Here is a 15,675-nt window from a genome sequence, read left to right on the forward strand (position 1 = left end):
AACAGAGCCGAGGACAGTAGTAGTAACAGGGTTAGAGATGTTCAGGAAGATATTGGACGAAGCGCAAGCAGGAGATAATATAGGAGCATTATTAAGAGGAGTACAGAGAGCAGAAATAGAAAGAGGGCAAGTATTGGCGAAACCGAAGAGCATAACACCCCATACAAAATTTAATGCCCAAGTATATGTATTGACGAAGGAAGAGGGAGGAAGGCATACACCATTTTTCAACGGATATAGACCTCAATTTTACTTCAGGACAACAGATGTAACTGGGAACATAGAGTTGGAAGAGGGAGTAGAGATGGTAATGCCAGGAGACCATGCAAACTTCAAGATAGAATTAATAACGCCGATAGCAATGGAAGAAGGATTAAGATTTGCAATCAGAGAAGGCGGAAAGACAGTTGGAGCCGGAGTAGTCAGCAAGATTATTGAATAAAATTTAATATAGCTTTAGAGGAAAGACTAAGTCTTTTGACTTGGTCTTTTTTAAAGGATTAAAAAAGACAGATAAGGATAAAATATATTTATGCTGTATATTTTTGTGAAGATAGGTTTTTTTTACTTTAATTTTTTATTGACATAATATTTAATTTGTGATAGTTTATATTAAGTAATGCAGTAAAATTGGGTTTTTGTATATTTAACATATAGCATATTTAGTGTTTTAGGAGGTGGCTGGATTGAGGGATATGGTTATTTTAGCATGTACAGAATGTAAACAAAGGAATTATACTACAACAAAAAATAAAAAGAAGAATCCTGAAAGAATGGAGCTTAAAAAGTATTGTAAATTCTGTAAAACTCATACTGTTCATAAGGAAACCAAATAGATAAAAGAATAAAAATAAGGATGTGAATTTTATGGCTGCTCAAACAGATGCTCAAAAGGGTAAATTACGTGCATATTTCAGAGGAGTTAAATCCGAAACTAAAAAGGTAATATGGCCTACAAGAAAGGAGCTTATTAATTACACGGGAGTAGTAATTTTCATGTGTTTAATAGTAAGTTTTGTAGTATGGCTTTTGGATTTGGGGATAAATCGTTTATTGGGACTTATTGTAAAGTAATATGAGGGAGGGAAGGGCCTAATTTAGAGGTTCTTATGCTTATGGTTGATATGACTGAAACAAGAGAAGAGAGAGTCAAAAAAGCTAAATGGTATGTAGTACATACTTATTCCGGCTATGAAAATAAGGTAAAGGCAAATATTGAAAAGATGGTGGAAAACAGAGGAAAAATAGACGATATATTTGAAGTTATTGTGCCTACGGAAGAGTATGTAGAATCAAAGAGTGGGACAAAAAAGGTAAAAGAAAGAAAACTTTTTCCGGGCTATGTTATTGTTAAAATGATAATAAATGATGAATCTTGGTATCTTGTAAGAAATACAAGAGGAGTTACAGGATTTGTAGGCCCAGGATCTAAACCTGTACCGCTGACAGACAAAGAAGTAAGAGCGTTGGGAGTACAAGAAATAGTTGTATCAGACATTGATTTAAAAATCAAGGATGCAATTAAAGTTATAGCAGGTCCCTTTGAAAGTTTTATAGGTACTGTAGAAAGTATTAATGCAGAGAAGAGAAAAGTCAAAGTTTATATTTCGATGTTTGGAAGGGAAACTCTTGTAGAATTGGATTTTGATCAAATTGAAAAATTGTAAAATTGCTTATAAAAGCTATTAAGCTTTTTTAGATAGATATATAACAGTGGGAGGGTTTACCCGACAAACCACGAAGGAAATAAGGAGGTGTTAATTTATGGCAAAGAAAGTCATAGCTATAGTGAAACTTCAGATCCCTGCTGGGAAAGCAACTCCAGCACCGCCGGTAGGTACAGCATTAGGACCTCATGGTGTGAATATAATGGCTTTCACTAAAGAGTTTAATGCAAGAACTGCAGATCAAGCAGGAATGATAATTCCGGTTGTTCTAACGGTTTACCAAGATAGATCTTTTACATTTATTACAAAGACCCCACCTGTTTCCGTACTATTAAAGAAGGCAGTAGGAATTGAATCAGGTTCAGGAGAACCAAATAAAAAGAAAGTTTCTAAGATTTCCAAGGCTAAAGTAAAAGAAATCGCTGAAATTAAAATGCCTGATTTAAATGCAGGAAGTATTGAAACTGCAATGAGTATGGTAGCAGGAACCGCAAGAAGTATGGGTATAGTTGTAGAAGAATAAACAGTGGGAGGAGATTCCGTTAATACCACAAGGAGGGAAATTATGCCAAAGAGAGGTAAAAATTATCAAGAAAGTTTAAAAATAATTGACAGGACTAATTTATATGATTCTAAAGAGGCTATAGAATTAGTTCAACAAACTGCAAAAGCAAAGTTTGATGAAACCATTGAACTTTCCATAAAATTGGGAGTTGATCCAAGACATGCTGATCAGCAGGTAAGAGGAACAGTAGTTCTTCCCCATGGGACAGGAAAAACTAAAAAAGTATTAGTTTTCGCTAAAGGTGAAAAATTAAAAGAAGCAGAAGAAGCAGGAGCGGACTTTTTTGGAGGAGAAGAACTTGTAGCTAAAATTCAAAACGAAAATTGGTTTGACTATGATGTGGTAGTAGCTACTCCCGACATGATGGGAGTTGTAGGAAGGCTAGGAAGGATATTAGGCCCGAAAGGTTTAATGCCTAATCCAAAATCCGGAACTGTAACTTTTGATATAGAAAAAGCAGTGAAGGAGATTAAAGCCGGAAAGGTAGAATACAGAGTTGATAAAACAAGTATTATTCATGTTCCTATAGGAAAGAAATCCTTTGGAGATGAAAAGTTGAAGGAGAATTTAGATGCTATAATGGAAGCTGTTATTAAAGCAAAGCCTGCCGCATCAAAGGGAAGATATTTAAAAAGTATTGTTATTTCCAGCACTATGGGTCCTGGAATCAAGTTAAACACTCAGAAATTTATGGAATAACTATTGACAGGAATGTATCTTATTGATACAATTTTGTTGTTTAATTTATATAGCTTAATAATTATGTAATATTTAAGCCGTAGACAGTAGGGACTTATGGGTTTAAAAATCCTACCGAGGTGAGATAAACTGATCTGTGAGATTAGGGTCTCTTCCGTATCTGCGAAGAGGCCTTTTTATTTTAAAGATTAACGGATTCTGAGGAGGTGAGACAGATGAAAGAAGAAGTACTTCAAAAGAAAAAAGAGATAGTTGAAGAAATAAAAGGGAAAATTAATAACGCCAAAAGTATAGTCATAGTTAATTATAGGGGATTAAATGTTGAAGAAATTACTCAGCTAAGAAAAAATTGCAGAGACTCTAAAGTGGATTATAAGGTATATAAAAATACTCTTATGAAATTTGCTTTTAAAGATACAGGGTATGAGGAATTTAACCAATATTTAAATGGACCTAATGGAGTTGTTTTCAGTTTAGAAGATCCTGTTCAGGCGGCAAAAGTTACTCAAGATTTTGCAAAGGATCATGATAATCTGGAAATAAAAGCCGGAATATTAGATGGCAAAATAATAGGGGCAGATGATATTAAAGCTTTAGCAACTCTGCCATCAAAAGAGGTACTTATTTCAAAGGTACTTGGAGGATTTAACGCTCCGATAACGGGATTTGTTAATGTACTTCAAGGAAATATTAGAAATCTTGTATATACTTTAAATGCAATAAAGGAAGAACAGGAAAAACAAAGTGCATAAATTAAATAAAAAATTATGATGGAGGGAATATATAAATGGCAAGTGAAAAAGTATCAAATTTAATTGAGGAAGTTAAAAACCTTACGGTTTTAGAATTATCAGAATTAGTTAAAGCATTGGAAGAGGAGTTTGGAGTAAGTGCAGCCGCACCGGTAGCAGTTGCAGCCGCACCGGCAGCAGGAGGAGCAGCTCCGGCAGCAGAAGAAAAGACGGAATTTGATGTAATTCTTTCCGAAATAGGAGCACAAAAGATTAAAGTTATAAAAGTTGTAAGAGAAATTACTGGATTGGGATTAAAAGAAGCTAAGGACTTGGTAGATGGTGCTCCAAAGCCGGTTAAAGAAGGAGTAGCGAAGGATGAGGCTGAACAAATTAAGACCAAGTTAGAAGAAGTAGGAGCTACGGTAGAGTTAAAATAAATTATTATATAAAAGAACTCTCAATATTGAGAGTTCTTTTATAACCCATAGGGGAATCATATATACCTTAGTGTATATTTTCCGTTAAATGAGTTTAAAAAAGGCTTTCTAAATATATTAATGCTTATATAGAAGCCTTTTTTATTGTTCAAAAATATTGAATAAATCAACTTGACATCTTTACTTAATAGTGGTAATATAAAAAGATGCATAATAGTCGAAAAAATAAATAGGTTGTATAAATAATTACGCACTTGTCAATACTATAATAGATATACTCTCAACACAGATTACCAAAAGTAACCAATACTTTTGGCTATTTTAGTTTTAATAAGGGGTGAAAATTTAATGGTAAGTCCTGTTACATATGGTAAGTGTGAAAGAATGAGTTATTCAAGAATTAAGGAAGTATTAGAACTGCCAGATTTGATTGAGGTTCAAAGAAGCTCCTATGAGTGGTTTTTAAAAGAGGGGCTGAAGGAAGTATTTGAGGACATTTCTCCGATACAGGACTATACAGGTAATTTAATACTTGAATTTGTAGATTATGATATGGATGAAGAACCTAAGTACAGTGAAGAGGAAGCAAGAGAGAGGGATGTAAATTATTCTATACCTTTAAAAGTAAAAGTTAGGCTTATAAATAAAGAAACAGGAGAAGTTAAAGAACAAGAAGTATTCATGGGTGAATTTCCGTTGATGACGGAAAAAGGTACGTTTATTATTAATGGAGCCGAGAGAGTTGTAGTTAGTCAGTTGGTAAGATCTCCGGGAGTTTATTTTGCAGATGAATTTGATAAAGTAGGGAAAAAACTTTATTCATCTACTGTTATACCTAACAGAGGAGCGTGGCTTGAGTATGAGACAGATTCTAATGACGTTATATATGTTAGAATTGATAGAACGAGAAAGCTCCCTATTACTACTTTTTTAAGAGCTTTAGGGATTAACAGCAATGTGGAAATAATTGAATATCTTGGAGAAACCGAACAGGTTTTGAGAACAATTGAAAAGGATAATACTAAATCTGAAGAAGAAGCATTAATAGAAATATATAAGAAGTTAAGACCGGGAGAACCTCCGACAGTTGAAAGTGCCAGTACATTGCTGAACAACTTGTTTTTCGATTCCAAAAGATATGACTTGGCCAAAGTGGGAAGATATAAATTTAATAAAAAGTTAGCTCTTCGCAATCGTATTGCAGGAAGAAAAGCCTTTGAAAATGTTATAGATTTTCAAACGGGAGAAATAGTCGTCGGAAGAGGCGAAATGATTAACAGGGAAAAAGCAATTGAGATAGAAAACCGAGGAATAAATAAAGTAGATATAATGAGCGAAGATGAAAGACCGGTAAGAGTTTTGGGAAATAATTTTGTAGATATAAAAGCATTTAATTTACCCTTTAGTACTGATGATATTGGATTAAAAGGAAAAATTCATTATACCACAATGAAAGAACTTATGAATAATTATAAAGATCCTACAGAATTGAAACAGGCAATGGAGGAGAAACACAGAGAGCTTTCCCCAAAACATATTACTTTTGACGACATACTGGCAAGTATAAGTTATGAATTTAATTTATTCTTTGGAATAGGAAATACTGACGATATTGACCATTTAGGCAATAGAAGACTTCGTTCCGTTGGAGAGCTGCTTCAGAATCAGTTTAGAATTGGGCTTTCCAGAATGGAAAGAGTAGTTAGAGAAAGAATGACTATACAAGATATAGATGTAGCCACGCCTCAGGCGTTAATCAATATAAGGCCCGTAGTAGCTTCGATTAAAGAGTTTTTTGGAAGCAGTCAATTATCCCAGTTCATGGACCAAACTAATCCTTTAGCGGAATTAACTCATAAGAGGCGAATGTCTGCATTAGGGCCGGGAGGTCTTAGCAGGGACAGAGCGGGATTTGAAGTAAGAGATGTTCATCATTCTCATTATGGGAGAATGTGTCCTATAGAAACTCCAGAAGGACCTAACATAGGACTTATTACATCTTTAACTACTTACGCCAGAATTAATGAATATGGTTTTATAGAAGCTCCTTACAGAAAAGTGGACAGTAAAAGAGGAGTGGTTACTGATGAAATAGTTTATTTAACCGCTGATGAAGAAGATGAATATATAATTGCTCAGTCAAATGAAGTTTTAGATGAAGAAGGCAGATTTGTAAATAAGAGGGTAATAGCCAGAGGCAAAATGGGTGTTATTGATATATTTCCAAGTAGTGAAGTAAACTTCATGGATGTATCTCCTAAGCAAATTGTATCGGTAGGAACTGCCATGATTCCTTTCCTGGAAAATGATGATGCAAATAGGGCTCTGATGGGAGCGAACATGCAGCGTCAGGCTGTTCCGCTATTAAAAACCGAATCACCTATAATAGGAACGGGAATTGAATATAAGGCAGCAAGAGATTCCGGAGTAGTATCAATTGCTCGCCATAAAGGTGTTGTCACGAAGGCGAGTTCAGACGAAATTTTGATTAAAAGAGACGAAGATGGCCAGGTCGACAGATATAAGCTGTTGAAGTTTAAGCGTTCTAATCAGGGGACGTGTATTAATCAACGACCTATAGTTTGTCAGGATGAAAGGATAGGAAAAGGTCAGGTAATAGCTGATGGCCCAAGTACTGATAATGGCGAAATCGCTTTAGGGAAAAATCTTCTTGTTGCTTTTATGACGTGGGAAGGATATAACTATGAGGATGCCGTTCTTGTAAGTGAAAAATTAGTTAAGGAAGACATTCTTACCTCAATTCATATAGAAGAATATGAGACAGAGGCAAGAGATACAAAACTTGGTCCTGAAGAGATAACAAGAGATATTCCAAATGTTGGAGAAGATATGCTTAAGGATTTGGATGAAAGGGGAGTAATCCGAATAGGAGCGGAAGTTAAGTCGGGAGATATATTAGTGGGGAAAGTAACCCCTAAGGGTGAAACGGAGTTAACGGCCGAAGAAAGACTTCTTAGAGCAATATTTGGAGAAAAGGCAAGAGAAGTCAGAGATACTTCCTTAAGAGTACCTCATGGTGAAACAGGAATAATATTAGATGTTAAAATATTTACCAGAGAAAATGGCGATGAACTATCTCCGGGAGTAAACCAAATGGTTAGAGTTTATATATCTACGAAGAGAAAGATAAATGTTGGAGATAAAATGTGTGGAAGACATGGAAATAAAGGTGTTATTTCAAGAATACTTCCTGAAGAGGATATGCCTTATCTCCCAGATGGTACGCCTATTGAAGTGGTTCTTAATCCGTTGGGAGTTCCTTCTCGTATGAATTTGGGGCAGGTACTGGAAGTTCATCTGGGACTTGCAGCTAAAAAACTTGGCTGGAAGGTAGCAACTCCGGTTTTTGACGGAGCTAATGAGCAGGATATAATAGATGCTTTAGTAAAAGCCGGTTATCCTGAAAATGGGAAGATTTTATTAAGAGATGGAAGAACCGGTGAATATTTTAACAATCCCGTAACAGTAGGTTATATGTATATGCTTAAACTTCATCATCTTGTTGATGATAAAATTCATGCAAGATCTACCGGACCTTATTCTTTAGTGACACAGCAACCTCTTGGAGGAAAAGCTCAGTTTGGAGGCCAAAGATTTGGAGAAATGGAAGTTTGGGCACTGGAAGCTTACGGAGCATCTCATACTTTGCAGGAAATACTCACTGTAAAATCGGATGATGTAGTAGGGCGTGTCAAGACTTATGAATCAATAGTTAAAGGAGAAAATATTCCGGAACCTGGTGTTCCTGAATCTTTTAAAGTGTTAATTAAAGAATTACAAAGCTTAGCTTTAGATGTAAAGGTGTTGACTGAGGAAGATAAAGAGATAGAGATAAAGGAATCAACAGATGATGATGTAGAAGATTTGGATTTAATAGGAGAAGATATTGATGAAAATAAAGTAACTGAAGATGATAAAATAGCTAAGGATGAAGAAGAACAAGAACAAGATGAGGATTTTGACGATGATGAAGATTATTCTTTAGATTTTGATGATGACAATAATATATAATTTATCAATTATATTAATTTATATAAAGTTTTAAACTTTATTATAGAAAGGAGAGATCGCTCCTTGTTTGAATTAAATAATTTTGACTCAATTAGAATTGGTCTTGCTTCTCCGGATAAAATCAGACAGTGGTCAAAGGGAGAGGTTAAAAAGCCTGAGACAATCAATTACAGAACTTTAAAACCCGAAAAGGAAGGACTGTTTTGTGAAAAGATATTTGGTCCTACAAAGGATTGGGAATGTCACTGCGGTAAATATAAGAGAGTAAGATACAAAGGCGTTGTTTGTGACAGATGTGGAGTTGAAGTAACTAAATCAAAGGTTAGAAGAGAAAGAATGGGACATATTGAACTGGCGGCTCCTGTATCTCATATCTGGTATTTTAAAGGGATTCCGAGCCGAATGGGGCTTATGTTGGATATGTCGCCGCGAGCTCTTGAAAAAGTTCTATATTTTGCAGCATATATTGTTGTAAATCCGGGGGATACTTCATTGTCAGAAAAACAATTGCTGACAGAAGTGGAATATAGAGAAGCTCTTGAGAAATATGGCAATAGATTTAAAGCTTTAATGGGAGCTGAAGCTATTGAAGAACTTCTTTCGAAGATCGATTTGGATAAAGAATCTAAGGAGCTAAAAATTCAACTTAAAGATGCTACCGGTCAAAAAAGAATCAGAATAATAAGGAGACTGGAAGTGGTAGAGGCTTTTAGAAAATCAGGGAACAGACCTGAATGGATGATACTTGAGGCTGTACCTGTTATTCCTCCGGATTTGAGACCGATGGTTCAGTTGGACGGAGGAAGATTTGCAACATCAGATTTAAACGATTTGTATAGAAGAGTTATAAACAGAAATAATAGGCTTAAAAGACTTCTTGATTTGGGTGCACCCGATATTATAGTAAGAAATGAAAAGAGAATGCTTCAAGAGGCAGTCGATGCTTTAATTGATAATGGCAGAAGAGGAAGGCCGGTAACGGGTCCTGGGAACAGGCCTCTTAAGTCCCTTTCGGATATGCTTAAAGGAAAACAGGGAAGATTTAGACAAAACCTTTTAGGCAAACGAGTGGATTATTCAGGAAGAAGCGTTATAGTGGTAGGGCCTGAATTAAAATTCTATCAATGCGGACTTCCCAAGAAAATGGCTTTAGAGTTGTTTAAACCTTTTGTTATGAAAGAACTTGTAGAGCAGGGATATGCTCACAATATTAAAAGTGCCAAAAGAATGGTTGAAAGAGTTAAACCGGCAGTATGGGATGTATTGGATGCAGTTATAAAAGATCATCCGGTATTGTTAAATCGTGCTCCTACTCTTCATAGGCTTGGAATTCAGGCTTTTGAACCTGTTCTCGTGGAAGGAAAAGCTATTAAATTACATCCTTTAGCATGTACACCATATAATGCTGATTTTGACGGAGATCAAATGGCAGTCCATGTTCCGCTGTCGACAGAGGCTCAAGCAGAAGCAAGACTTCTTATGCTTTCTGTGAATAATATATTGGCTCCTAAAGATGGTAAGCCTATAACTATTCCTACTCAGGACATGGTTCTTGGAAGTTATTATTTGACAGTAGATAACCCTGGAGAAAAAGGGACAGGAAAAATCTTTAAAGATTATGATGAAATGATTCATGCTTATTTCAATAAAGATGTGGGAATCCATGCTGTAGTTAAGGTAAGAATGAGATTGAATGATGAAGATAAAAGAGGCAAATTAGTAGAGAGTACCGTAGGAAGGTTCATATTTAATGAACACATACCTCAAGATTTAGGTTTCGTAGACAGGACAAAGGATAAATATTCTTTGGAGTTAGATACTTTGGTAGATAAGAAAAAACTGGGCAGTATTATTGAAAAATGTTATGAAAAACATGGAAACAGTGTTACCGCAACGGTCCTTGATCATATAAAATCTGTAGGTTTTCATTATTCTACTATAGGAGCTATTAGCGTAGGTATGGATGACGTAGTAGTGCCAAAGGAAAAGGAAGAATTAATTGCTAAAGCAGAAGCCGAAGTAGATAAGCTTGAGAAATCCTATAGGAGAGGACTTATTTCTGAAGAAGAAAGATATGAGAAGGTAATAGAAGTATGGAATAAAACTACAGAAGACGTAACGGATGCATTAATGAATGGTATGGACAGAATGAATAACATATTTATAATGGCTCACTCAGGAGCAAGAGGAAGCAAAAATCAAATAAGACAGTTAGCGGGAATGAGAGGACTTATGGCCAGTGCTTCAGGTAAAACTGTGGAGATACCTATTAAGGCTAATTTTAGAGAGGGCCTCAGTGTGTTGGAATTCTTTATTTCTACCCATGGTTCCAGAAAGGGATTGGCAGATACAGCTCTTAGAACTGCGGATTCTGGATATCTGACAAGGAGACTTGTAGATGTAAGCCAAGACGTTATAGTAAGAGAGGAAGATTGCGGCACAGATCAATATATAATAGCTAAAGCCTTCAAGGATGGAAAGGAAGTTATTGAAGACCTTAAGGACAGAATAACTGGCAGATATTCCTTTGAAGATATCTTAGATCCCGTTACAAAAGAACTAATAGTAAGCAAAGATGAAATGATAAGTGAAAGTACAGCGAAAAAAATACAAGATTGTGGTTTAGAAGAAGTAAAAATAAGATCCGTCCTCAGTTGTAAAACACGTCACGGAGTTTGTGCTAAATGTTATGGAAGAAACCTTGCCACAGGTAATGAGGTGAATATCGGAGAATCCGTAGGAATAGTTGCGGCTCAGTCTATAGGAGAGCCTGGTACCCAACTTACTATGCGTACTTTCCATACGGGAGGAGTTGCTGGTGCAGATATTACACAAGGTCTCCCAAGGGTCGAAGAATTATTTGAGGCGAGAAAGCCGAAAGGATTAGCTCAAATTTCGGAGATATCCGGAGAGGTAACAATAAATGAAACAAAGAAGAAAAAGGAAGCAGTGGTAACATCCAAGGATGGCACAACCAAAGCTTACAGTATACCTTATGGTTCCAGGCTTAAGGTAAGAACGGGAGATTTCTTAGAGGCAGGAGATGAAATTACAGAAGGAAGTTTAAATCCTCATGACATATTGAAAATAAAAGGAGTTGTGGGAGTTGAAAACTATCTGGTAAAGGAAGTTCAAAGAGTATACAGACTTCAAGGTGTTGATATAAATGATAAGCATATTGAAATAATAGTAAGGCAGATGCTTAATAAGGTAAAAGTTGAGGATTCAGGAGATACGGATATGTTACCGGGAAGTCTTGTTAATATTCATGAATTTGAAAATAGCAATAATGATACTGAGAAATTTGGAGGCAAACCCGCCACAGGAAAACGAGCTTTACTTGGAATCACAAAAGCTTCATTGGCAACGGATTCTTTCCTATCGGCTGCAAGTTTCCAAGAGACCACAAGAGTTCTAACAGATGCTGCAATAAAAGGAAAAGAGGATCATCTCATAGGGCTTAAGGAGAATGTAATAATAGGGAAATTGATACCGGCAGGAACTGGAATGAAGAGGTATAAAGAAATTGAGATAGTACCTACTGAAGAGAAAGTAGATGAATCTCCGAATACAAATGAAAATATGGTGGATGAAAATATTGTTGACAGCCAAACTAACTGATGGTAAAATGTATTAGTGTTAAATTTAAGATGAATTCTTTTACATTAAAGATTATGTGGATTTATCCACATAATCTTTAAGATGTTTAAAAGGAGGAATATTATGGCAGCGAATTTAAATCAGAATAAAAGAATTGTAGGAATAAAACAAGTTAAAAGAGCTTTAAATTCTGATAAAGTTCAAACTGTATATATTGCGAAAGATGCAGAACAAAGAGTAACAAGTCCTGTAGAAATATTATGCAAAGAAAAGCAAATAGACATTGTTTATATAGATACAATGAAAGAATTAGGAGAAATATGTAATATTGATGTTAATGCAGCAGTTGCTGCGTTACTTAAATAGATTCTAATTAAAAGGAGGTGTTCATATGCCTACGATAAATCAACTTATAAGAAAGGGCAGAGAAGATGTTAAATATAAATCAAAATCTCCTGCGCTAAGTGTAAATTTCAATTCTTTAAATAAAAGAACAAATGTAGTTAATTCGCCTCAAAGAAGAGGAGTTTGCACTGCTGTTAAAACGGTTACTCCTAAGAAGCCTAACTCAGCATTGAGAAAGGTTGCCAGAGTAAGACTTATAAATGGTATTGAAGTAACAGCTTATATTCCGGGAATAGGTCATAATTTACAGGAGCATAGTGTTGTTCTTGTAAGAGGTGGAAGAGTTAAGGATTTACCTGGAGTTAGGTACCATATTGTAAGAGGAACGTTGGATACAGCCGGAGTGGATAAAAGAATGCAGGGCAGATCCAAGTATGGAGCTAAAAAGCCCAAAAAATAATTGTGCTTAAAATGCAGAGGTAGTATGAATACCTTTTATATAGATGCATTTTTGTGCACGTCAGCAGGTTGACTGTTGAGTACCAATGAATCAACTATTTTATGGTTAAGGAGGGAAGTTAAAGTGCCAAGAAAAGGATATATTCCAAAGAAAGAAGTAATGCCAGATCCAATATATAATGACATTATTATAACAAAATTGATAAATAAGGTTATGTTGGATGGGAAAAAAGGAGTTGCCCAAGGTATTGTTTATGGAGCTTTTGATTACATTAAAGAAAAGACGGGAGAAGATCCTATGGAAATATTTTATAAGGCCATGAACAATATCATGCCTGTATTGGAAGTTAAGGCAAGGCGTATTGGTGGTGCAACTTATCAAGTACCAATAGAAGTAAGGCAAGATAGAAGAGAAACATTAGCTATCCGATGGCTTGTTTCTTACTCAAGAAATCGTGGAGAAAAAACAATGATAGAAAGACTGGCAAAAGAGATAATGGATGCGGCTAATAATACAGGGTCCAGTGTTAAGAAAAGAGAAGATATGCATAAGATGGCTGAAGCTAACAAGGCTTTTGCTCACTATCGTTGGTAATGTGAATTTGTTTATAGTTAATAGTAAGGTATCAGTTACAGAAAGGAGGAGAATACTGTGCCTAGAGAATTACCCTTAGAGAAAACACGTAATATCGGAATAATGGCTCATATAGATGCAGGTAAAACTACCACTACGGAGAGAATGCTTTTTTATACAGGGAAAATTCACAAGATAGGGGAGACTCATGATGGAGCTGCCCAAATGGATTGGATGGAACAAGAACAGGAAAGAGGAATAACAATTACATCTGCTGCTACTACTTGCTACTGGAAAGATCATAGAATTAATATTATAGACACACCAGGGCATGTTGACTTTACGGTGGAAGTGGAACGATCCCTTCGTGTTCTCGATGGTGCGGTTGCGCTTTTCTGTGCTAAAGGAGGAGTAGAACCTCAATCGGAAGCTGTATGGCATCAGGCAGATAAGTATCATGTACCCAGGATAGCTTTTATAAATAAGATGGATATACTTGGTGCAGATTTTTATAGAGCTGTAAGGATGATTAAAGAAAGGCTAAAGGCTCATCCGGTTCCTATTGAGCTGCCTATAGGAAAAGAAGATAATTTTATAGGAGTAGTGGATTTAATTAATATGAAAGCCAGAATATATCATGATGAATTGGGAGAAAAAATAGAAATAACAGAAATTCCTGATGATATGAAAGATTTGGCTGCTGAATATAGGGAAAAGTTGCTTGAGTCTTTATCGGATCATGATGAAGAATTAATGAGAAAATATCTTGAAGGAGAAGAGATAACTCCCGAAGAAATAGTCAAAGTTATAAGGGTGGCTACAACTAAGGTTGAAATGACCCCTGTACTTTGTGGCTCTGCTTATAAAAATAAAGGCATTCAACCTTTGCTTGATGCAATTGTGAATTTTATGCCTTCACCAGCTGATATACCACCGGTAAAGGGAATGAGTGTTGATTCGGATGAGGAAGAGGAAAGGATTGCCTCCGATGATGAACCGTTTTCTGCATTGGCATTTAAAATTGTATCTGATCCCTTTGTTGGTAAACTTGCATATTTTAGAGTTTATTCAGGTTCTTTGAAGGCCGGAAGCTACATTTTGAATTCAACTAAAGGGAAAAAAGAAAGAATAGGAAGAATTCTTTTAATGCATGCTAATAAACGAAAAGAAGTTGAAGAAGCCTTTACGGGAGATATTGCGGCAGCAGTGGGGCTACGAGATACAACAACAGGAGATACTCTATGCAGTGAAGACAATCCTATAATATTGGAATCCATGGAATTTCCTGAACCGGTTATAGATGTTGCTATAGAACCTAAAACAAAAGCGAGTCAGGAAAAGATGGTTACAGCACTAAGTAAATTATCTGAAGAAGATCCTACATTTAAGACTTATACAGACGAAGAGACAGGTCAGACAATAATAGCAGGTATGGGAGAATTGCATTTGGAAATAATAGTAGATAGACTTTTAAGAGAGTTTAAAGTTGAAGCAAATGTAGGAACTCCACAGGTTGCGTATAAAGAATCTATTACTATTCCTGCTGAAGCAGAAGGCAAATATATCAGACAGTCAGGCGGACATGGACAGTATGGCCATGTAAAACTAAAAATAGAGCCATTGAAATCTGAGACGGGATATGAATTTGTAAATGCAATAACAGGTGGAGTTATTCCAAAGGAATATATTCCAGCTGTGGATAATGGAATAAGAGAAGCAATGTCAAGCGGCATACTGGGAGGTTATCCGGTAATAGATGTAAAAGTTACTCTTTATGATGGTTCTTACCATGAAGTCGACTCTTCTGAAATGGCATTTAAAATTGCGGGTTCTATGGGATTTAGAGAAGCTTTTAAAAAAGCAAAGCCCGTATTGTTGGAACCTCATATGAAAGTAGAAGTAATAGTTCCCGAAGAGTACATGGGGGATGTAATTGGAGACATAAATTCGAGAAGAGGAAAAATAGAAGGAATGGAAATGAGAGGCGGGGCACAGATTATAAGAGGATTCGTGCCTTTGGCAGAAATGTTTGGATATGCGACAACCCTTCGCTCGAAGACTCAAGGAAGAGGAACGTATACGATGCTGTTTGATCATTATGAACCAGTGCCAAATAGTGTTACTGAGAAAATATTAGGTCATAAATAATATTTAAGATTTAAGGAGGAATCAAGAGATGGCAAAGCAACATTATGAAAGAAATAAGCCACACGTAAATATAGGAACAATAGGACACGTAGATCATGGTAAAACGACGCTTACCGCAGCAATCACATTGGTGTTGAATAAGAGATACGGATTAGGTAATGTAATGACATACGACAACATAGATAAAGCTCCAGAGGAAAGAGAAAGAGGAATAACGATCTCAACAGCACACGTAGAGTATGAGACGAAGAAACGCCATTATGCCCATGTAGACTGTCCGGGACATGCAGATTATATAAAGAATATGATAACAGGAGCAGCTCAAATGGACGGAGCAATACTTGTAGTATCAGCAGCAGACGGGCCAATGCCTCAGACAAGGGAGCATATATTGCTGGCAAGACAGGTAGGAGTA

The 15,675-nt window shown here is 36.0% G+C and carries 15 protein-coding genes and 1 other annotated feature; all 15 genes read left to right on the top strand.

Features of this window, described 5'->3' with window-relative positions; translation table 11 throughout:
- On the top strand, nt 1–442 hold a 442-nt coding region (locus PP176A_RS09220), incomplete at its 5' end, for an EF-Tu C-terminal domain-related protein (RefSeq protein ID WP_373419511.1).
- A gap of 244 nt (nt 443–686) precedes the next feature.
- The gene (rpmG, locus tag PP176A_RS09225) at nt 687–836 is read left to right on the top strand and encodes a 50S ribosomal protein L33 (RefSeq protein ID WP_071140190.1); all 150 of its coding nucleotides are present in this window, start codon (nt 687–689) and stop codon (nt 834–836) included.
- A 31-nt stretch (nt 837–867) separates the two neighbouring features.
- Nucleotides 868–1,074 (top strand): preprotein translocase subunit SecE, encoded by a 207-nt coding sequence (secE, locus tag PP176A_RS09230; protein ID WP_071140191.1) that lies wholly within the window; start codon nt 868–870, stop codon nt 1,072–1,074.
- Nucleotides 1,075–1,109: 35 nt separating this feature from the next.
- Nucleotides 1,110–1,667: a transcription termination/antitermination protein NusG gene (nusG, locus tag PP176A_RS09235; protein WP_373419512.1), complete on the top strand. Its 558-nt coding sequence runs from the start codon at nt 1,110–1,112 to the stop codon at nt 1,665–1,667.
- A gap of 97 nt (nt 1,668–1,764) precedes the next feature.
- The gene (gene rplK, locus PP176A_RS09240; RefSeq protein WP_071140193.1) at nt 1,765–2,190 is read left to right on the top strand and encodes a 50S ribosomal protein L11; all 426 of its coding nucleotides are present in this window, start codon (nt 1,765–1,767) and stop codon (nt 2,188–2,190) included.
- A gap of 42 nt (nt 2,191–2,232) precedes the next feature.
- A complete protein-coding gene (gene rplA, locus PP176A_RS09245; RefSeq protein ID WP_071140194.1) occupies nt 2,233–2,931 on the top strand; it encodes a 50S ribosomal protein L1 in 699 nt (232 codons plus the stop codon).
- A gap of 59 nt (nt 2,932–2,990) precedes the next feature.
- Nucleotides 2,991–3,119: a sequence feature (ribosomal protein L10 leader region), on the top strand.
- A gap of 27 nt (nt 3,120–3,146) precedes the next feature.
- Nucleotides 3,147–3,683: a 50S ribosomal protein L10 gene (rplJ, locus tag PP176A_RS09250; protein WP_071140195.1), complete on the top strand. Its 537-nt coding sequence runs from the start codon at nt 3,147–3,149 to the stop codon at nt 3,681–3,683.
- Nucleotides 3,684–3,718: 35 nt separating this feature from the next.
- Entirely contained in the window at nt 3,719–4,102 is a 384-nt protein-coding gene (gene rplL / locus PP176A_RS09255; RefSeq protein ID WP_071140196.1) for a 50S ribosomal protein L7/L12, read from the top strand.
- A gap of 348 nt (nt 4,103–4,450) precedes the next feature.
- Complete coding sequence (gene rpoB / locus PP176A_RS09260; RefSeq protein WP_071140197.1) at nt 4,451–8,134, top strand: DNA-directed RNA polymerase subunit beta; 3,684 nt, start codon at nt 4,451–4,453, stop codon at nt 8,132–8,134.
- 63 nt (nt 8,135–8,197) lie between these two features.
- Nucleotides 8,198–11,755: a DNA-directed RNA polymerase subunit beta' gene (gene rpoC / locus PP176A_RS09265; protein ID WP_071140198.1), complete on the top strand. Its 3,558-nt coding sequence runs from the start codon at nt 8,198–8,200 to the stop codon at nt 11,753–11,755.
- A gap of 102 nt (nt 11,756–11,857) precedes the next feature.
- Complete coding sequence (locus PP176A_RS09270; protein ID WP_071140199.1) at nt 11,858–12,100, top strand: ribosomal L7Ae/L30e/S12e/Gadd45 family protein; 243 nt, start codon at nt 11,858–11,860, stop codon at nt 12,098–12,100.
- Nucleotides 12,101–12,125: 25 nt separating this feature from the next.
- Nucleotides 12,126–12,539, top strand: coding sequence for a 30S ribosomal protein S12 (gene rpsL / locus PP176A_RS09275; RefSeq protein WP_071140200.1), 414 nt, complete (start codon nt 12,126–12,128; stop codon nt 12,537–12,539).
- A gap of 123 nt (nt 12,540–12,662) precedes the next feature.
- Nucleotides 12,663–13,133 carry a 30S ribosomal protein S7 gene (gene rpsG, locus PP176A_RS09280; RefSeq protein WP_071140201.1) on the top strand — a complete coding sequence of 157 codons (471 nt, stop codon included), beginning with the start codon at nt 12,663–12,665 and terminating at the stop codon, nt 13,131–13,133.
- Nucleotides 13,134–13,190: 57 nt separating this feature from the next.
- On the top strand, nt 13,191–15,260 hold the full coding sequence (gene fusA, locus PP176A_RS09285) for an elongation factor G (protein WP_071140202.1): 2,070 nt from the start codon (nt 13,191–13,193) through the stop codon (nt 15,258–15,260).
- Between the two features lie 28 nt (nt 15,261–15,288).
- A partial coding sequence (locus PP176A_RS09290; protein WP_200796113.1) for a GTP-binding protein occupies nt 15,289–15,675 on the top strand: 387 nt, incomplete at its 3' end.

This window comes from Sporanaerobacter sp. PP17-6a (genome assembly GCF_900095615.1).
GTDB classification, from domain to species: Bacteria; Bacillota; Clostridia; order Tissierellales; family Acidilutibacteraceae; genus Acidilutibacter; species Acidilutibacter cellobiosedens.

Coding starts and splice junctions, on each gene's coding strand:
- rpsL (WP_071140200.1), top strand. CDS start 12,126: ATGCCTACGATAAATCAACTTATAAGAAAGGGCAGAGAAGATGTTAAA.
- rplL (WP_071140196.1), top strand. CDS start 3,719: ATGGCAAGTGAAAAAGTATCAAATTTAATTGAGGAAGTTAAAAACCTT.
- rplK (WP_071140193.1), top strand. CDS start 1,765: ATGGCAAAGAAAGTCATAGCTATAGTGAAACTTCAGATCCCTGCTGGG.
- rpoB (WP_071140197.1), top strand. CDS start 4,451: ATGGTAAGTCCTGTTACATATGGTAAGTGTGAAAGAATGAGTTATTCA.
- PP176A_RS09270 (WP_071140199.1), top strand. CDS start 11,858: ATGGCAGCGAATTTAAATCAGAATAAAAGAATTGTAGGAATAAAACAA.
- rplJ (WP_071140195.1), top strand. CDS start 3,147: ATGAAAGAAGAAGTACTTCAAAAGAAAAAAGAGATAGTTGAAGAAATA.
- rplA (WP_071140194.1), top strand. CDS start 2,233: ATGCCAAAGAGAGGTAAAAATTATCAAGAAAGTTTAAAAATAATTGAC.
- secE (WP_071140191.1), top strand. CDS start 868: ATGGCTGCTCAAACAGATGCTCAAAAGGGTAAATTACGTGCATATTTC.
- nusG (WP_373419512.1), top strand. CDS start 1,110: ATGCTTATGGTTGATATGACTGAAACAAGAGAAGAGAGAGTCAAAAAA.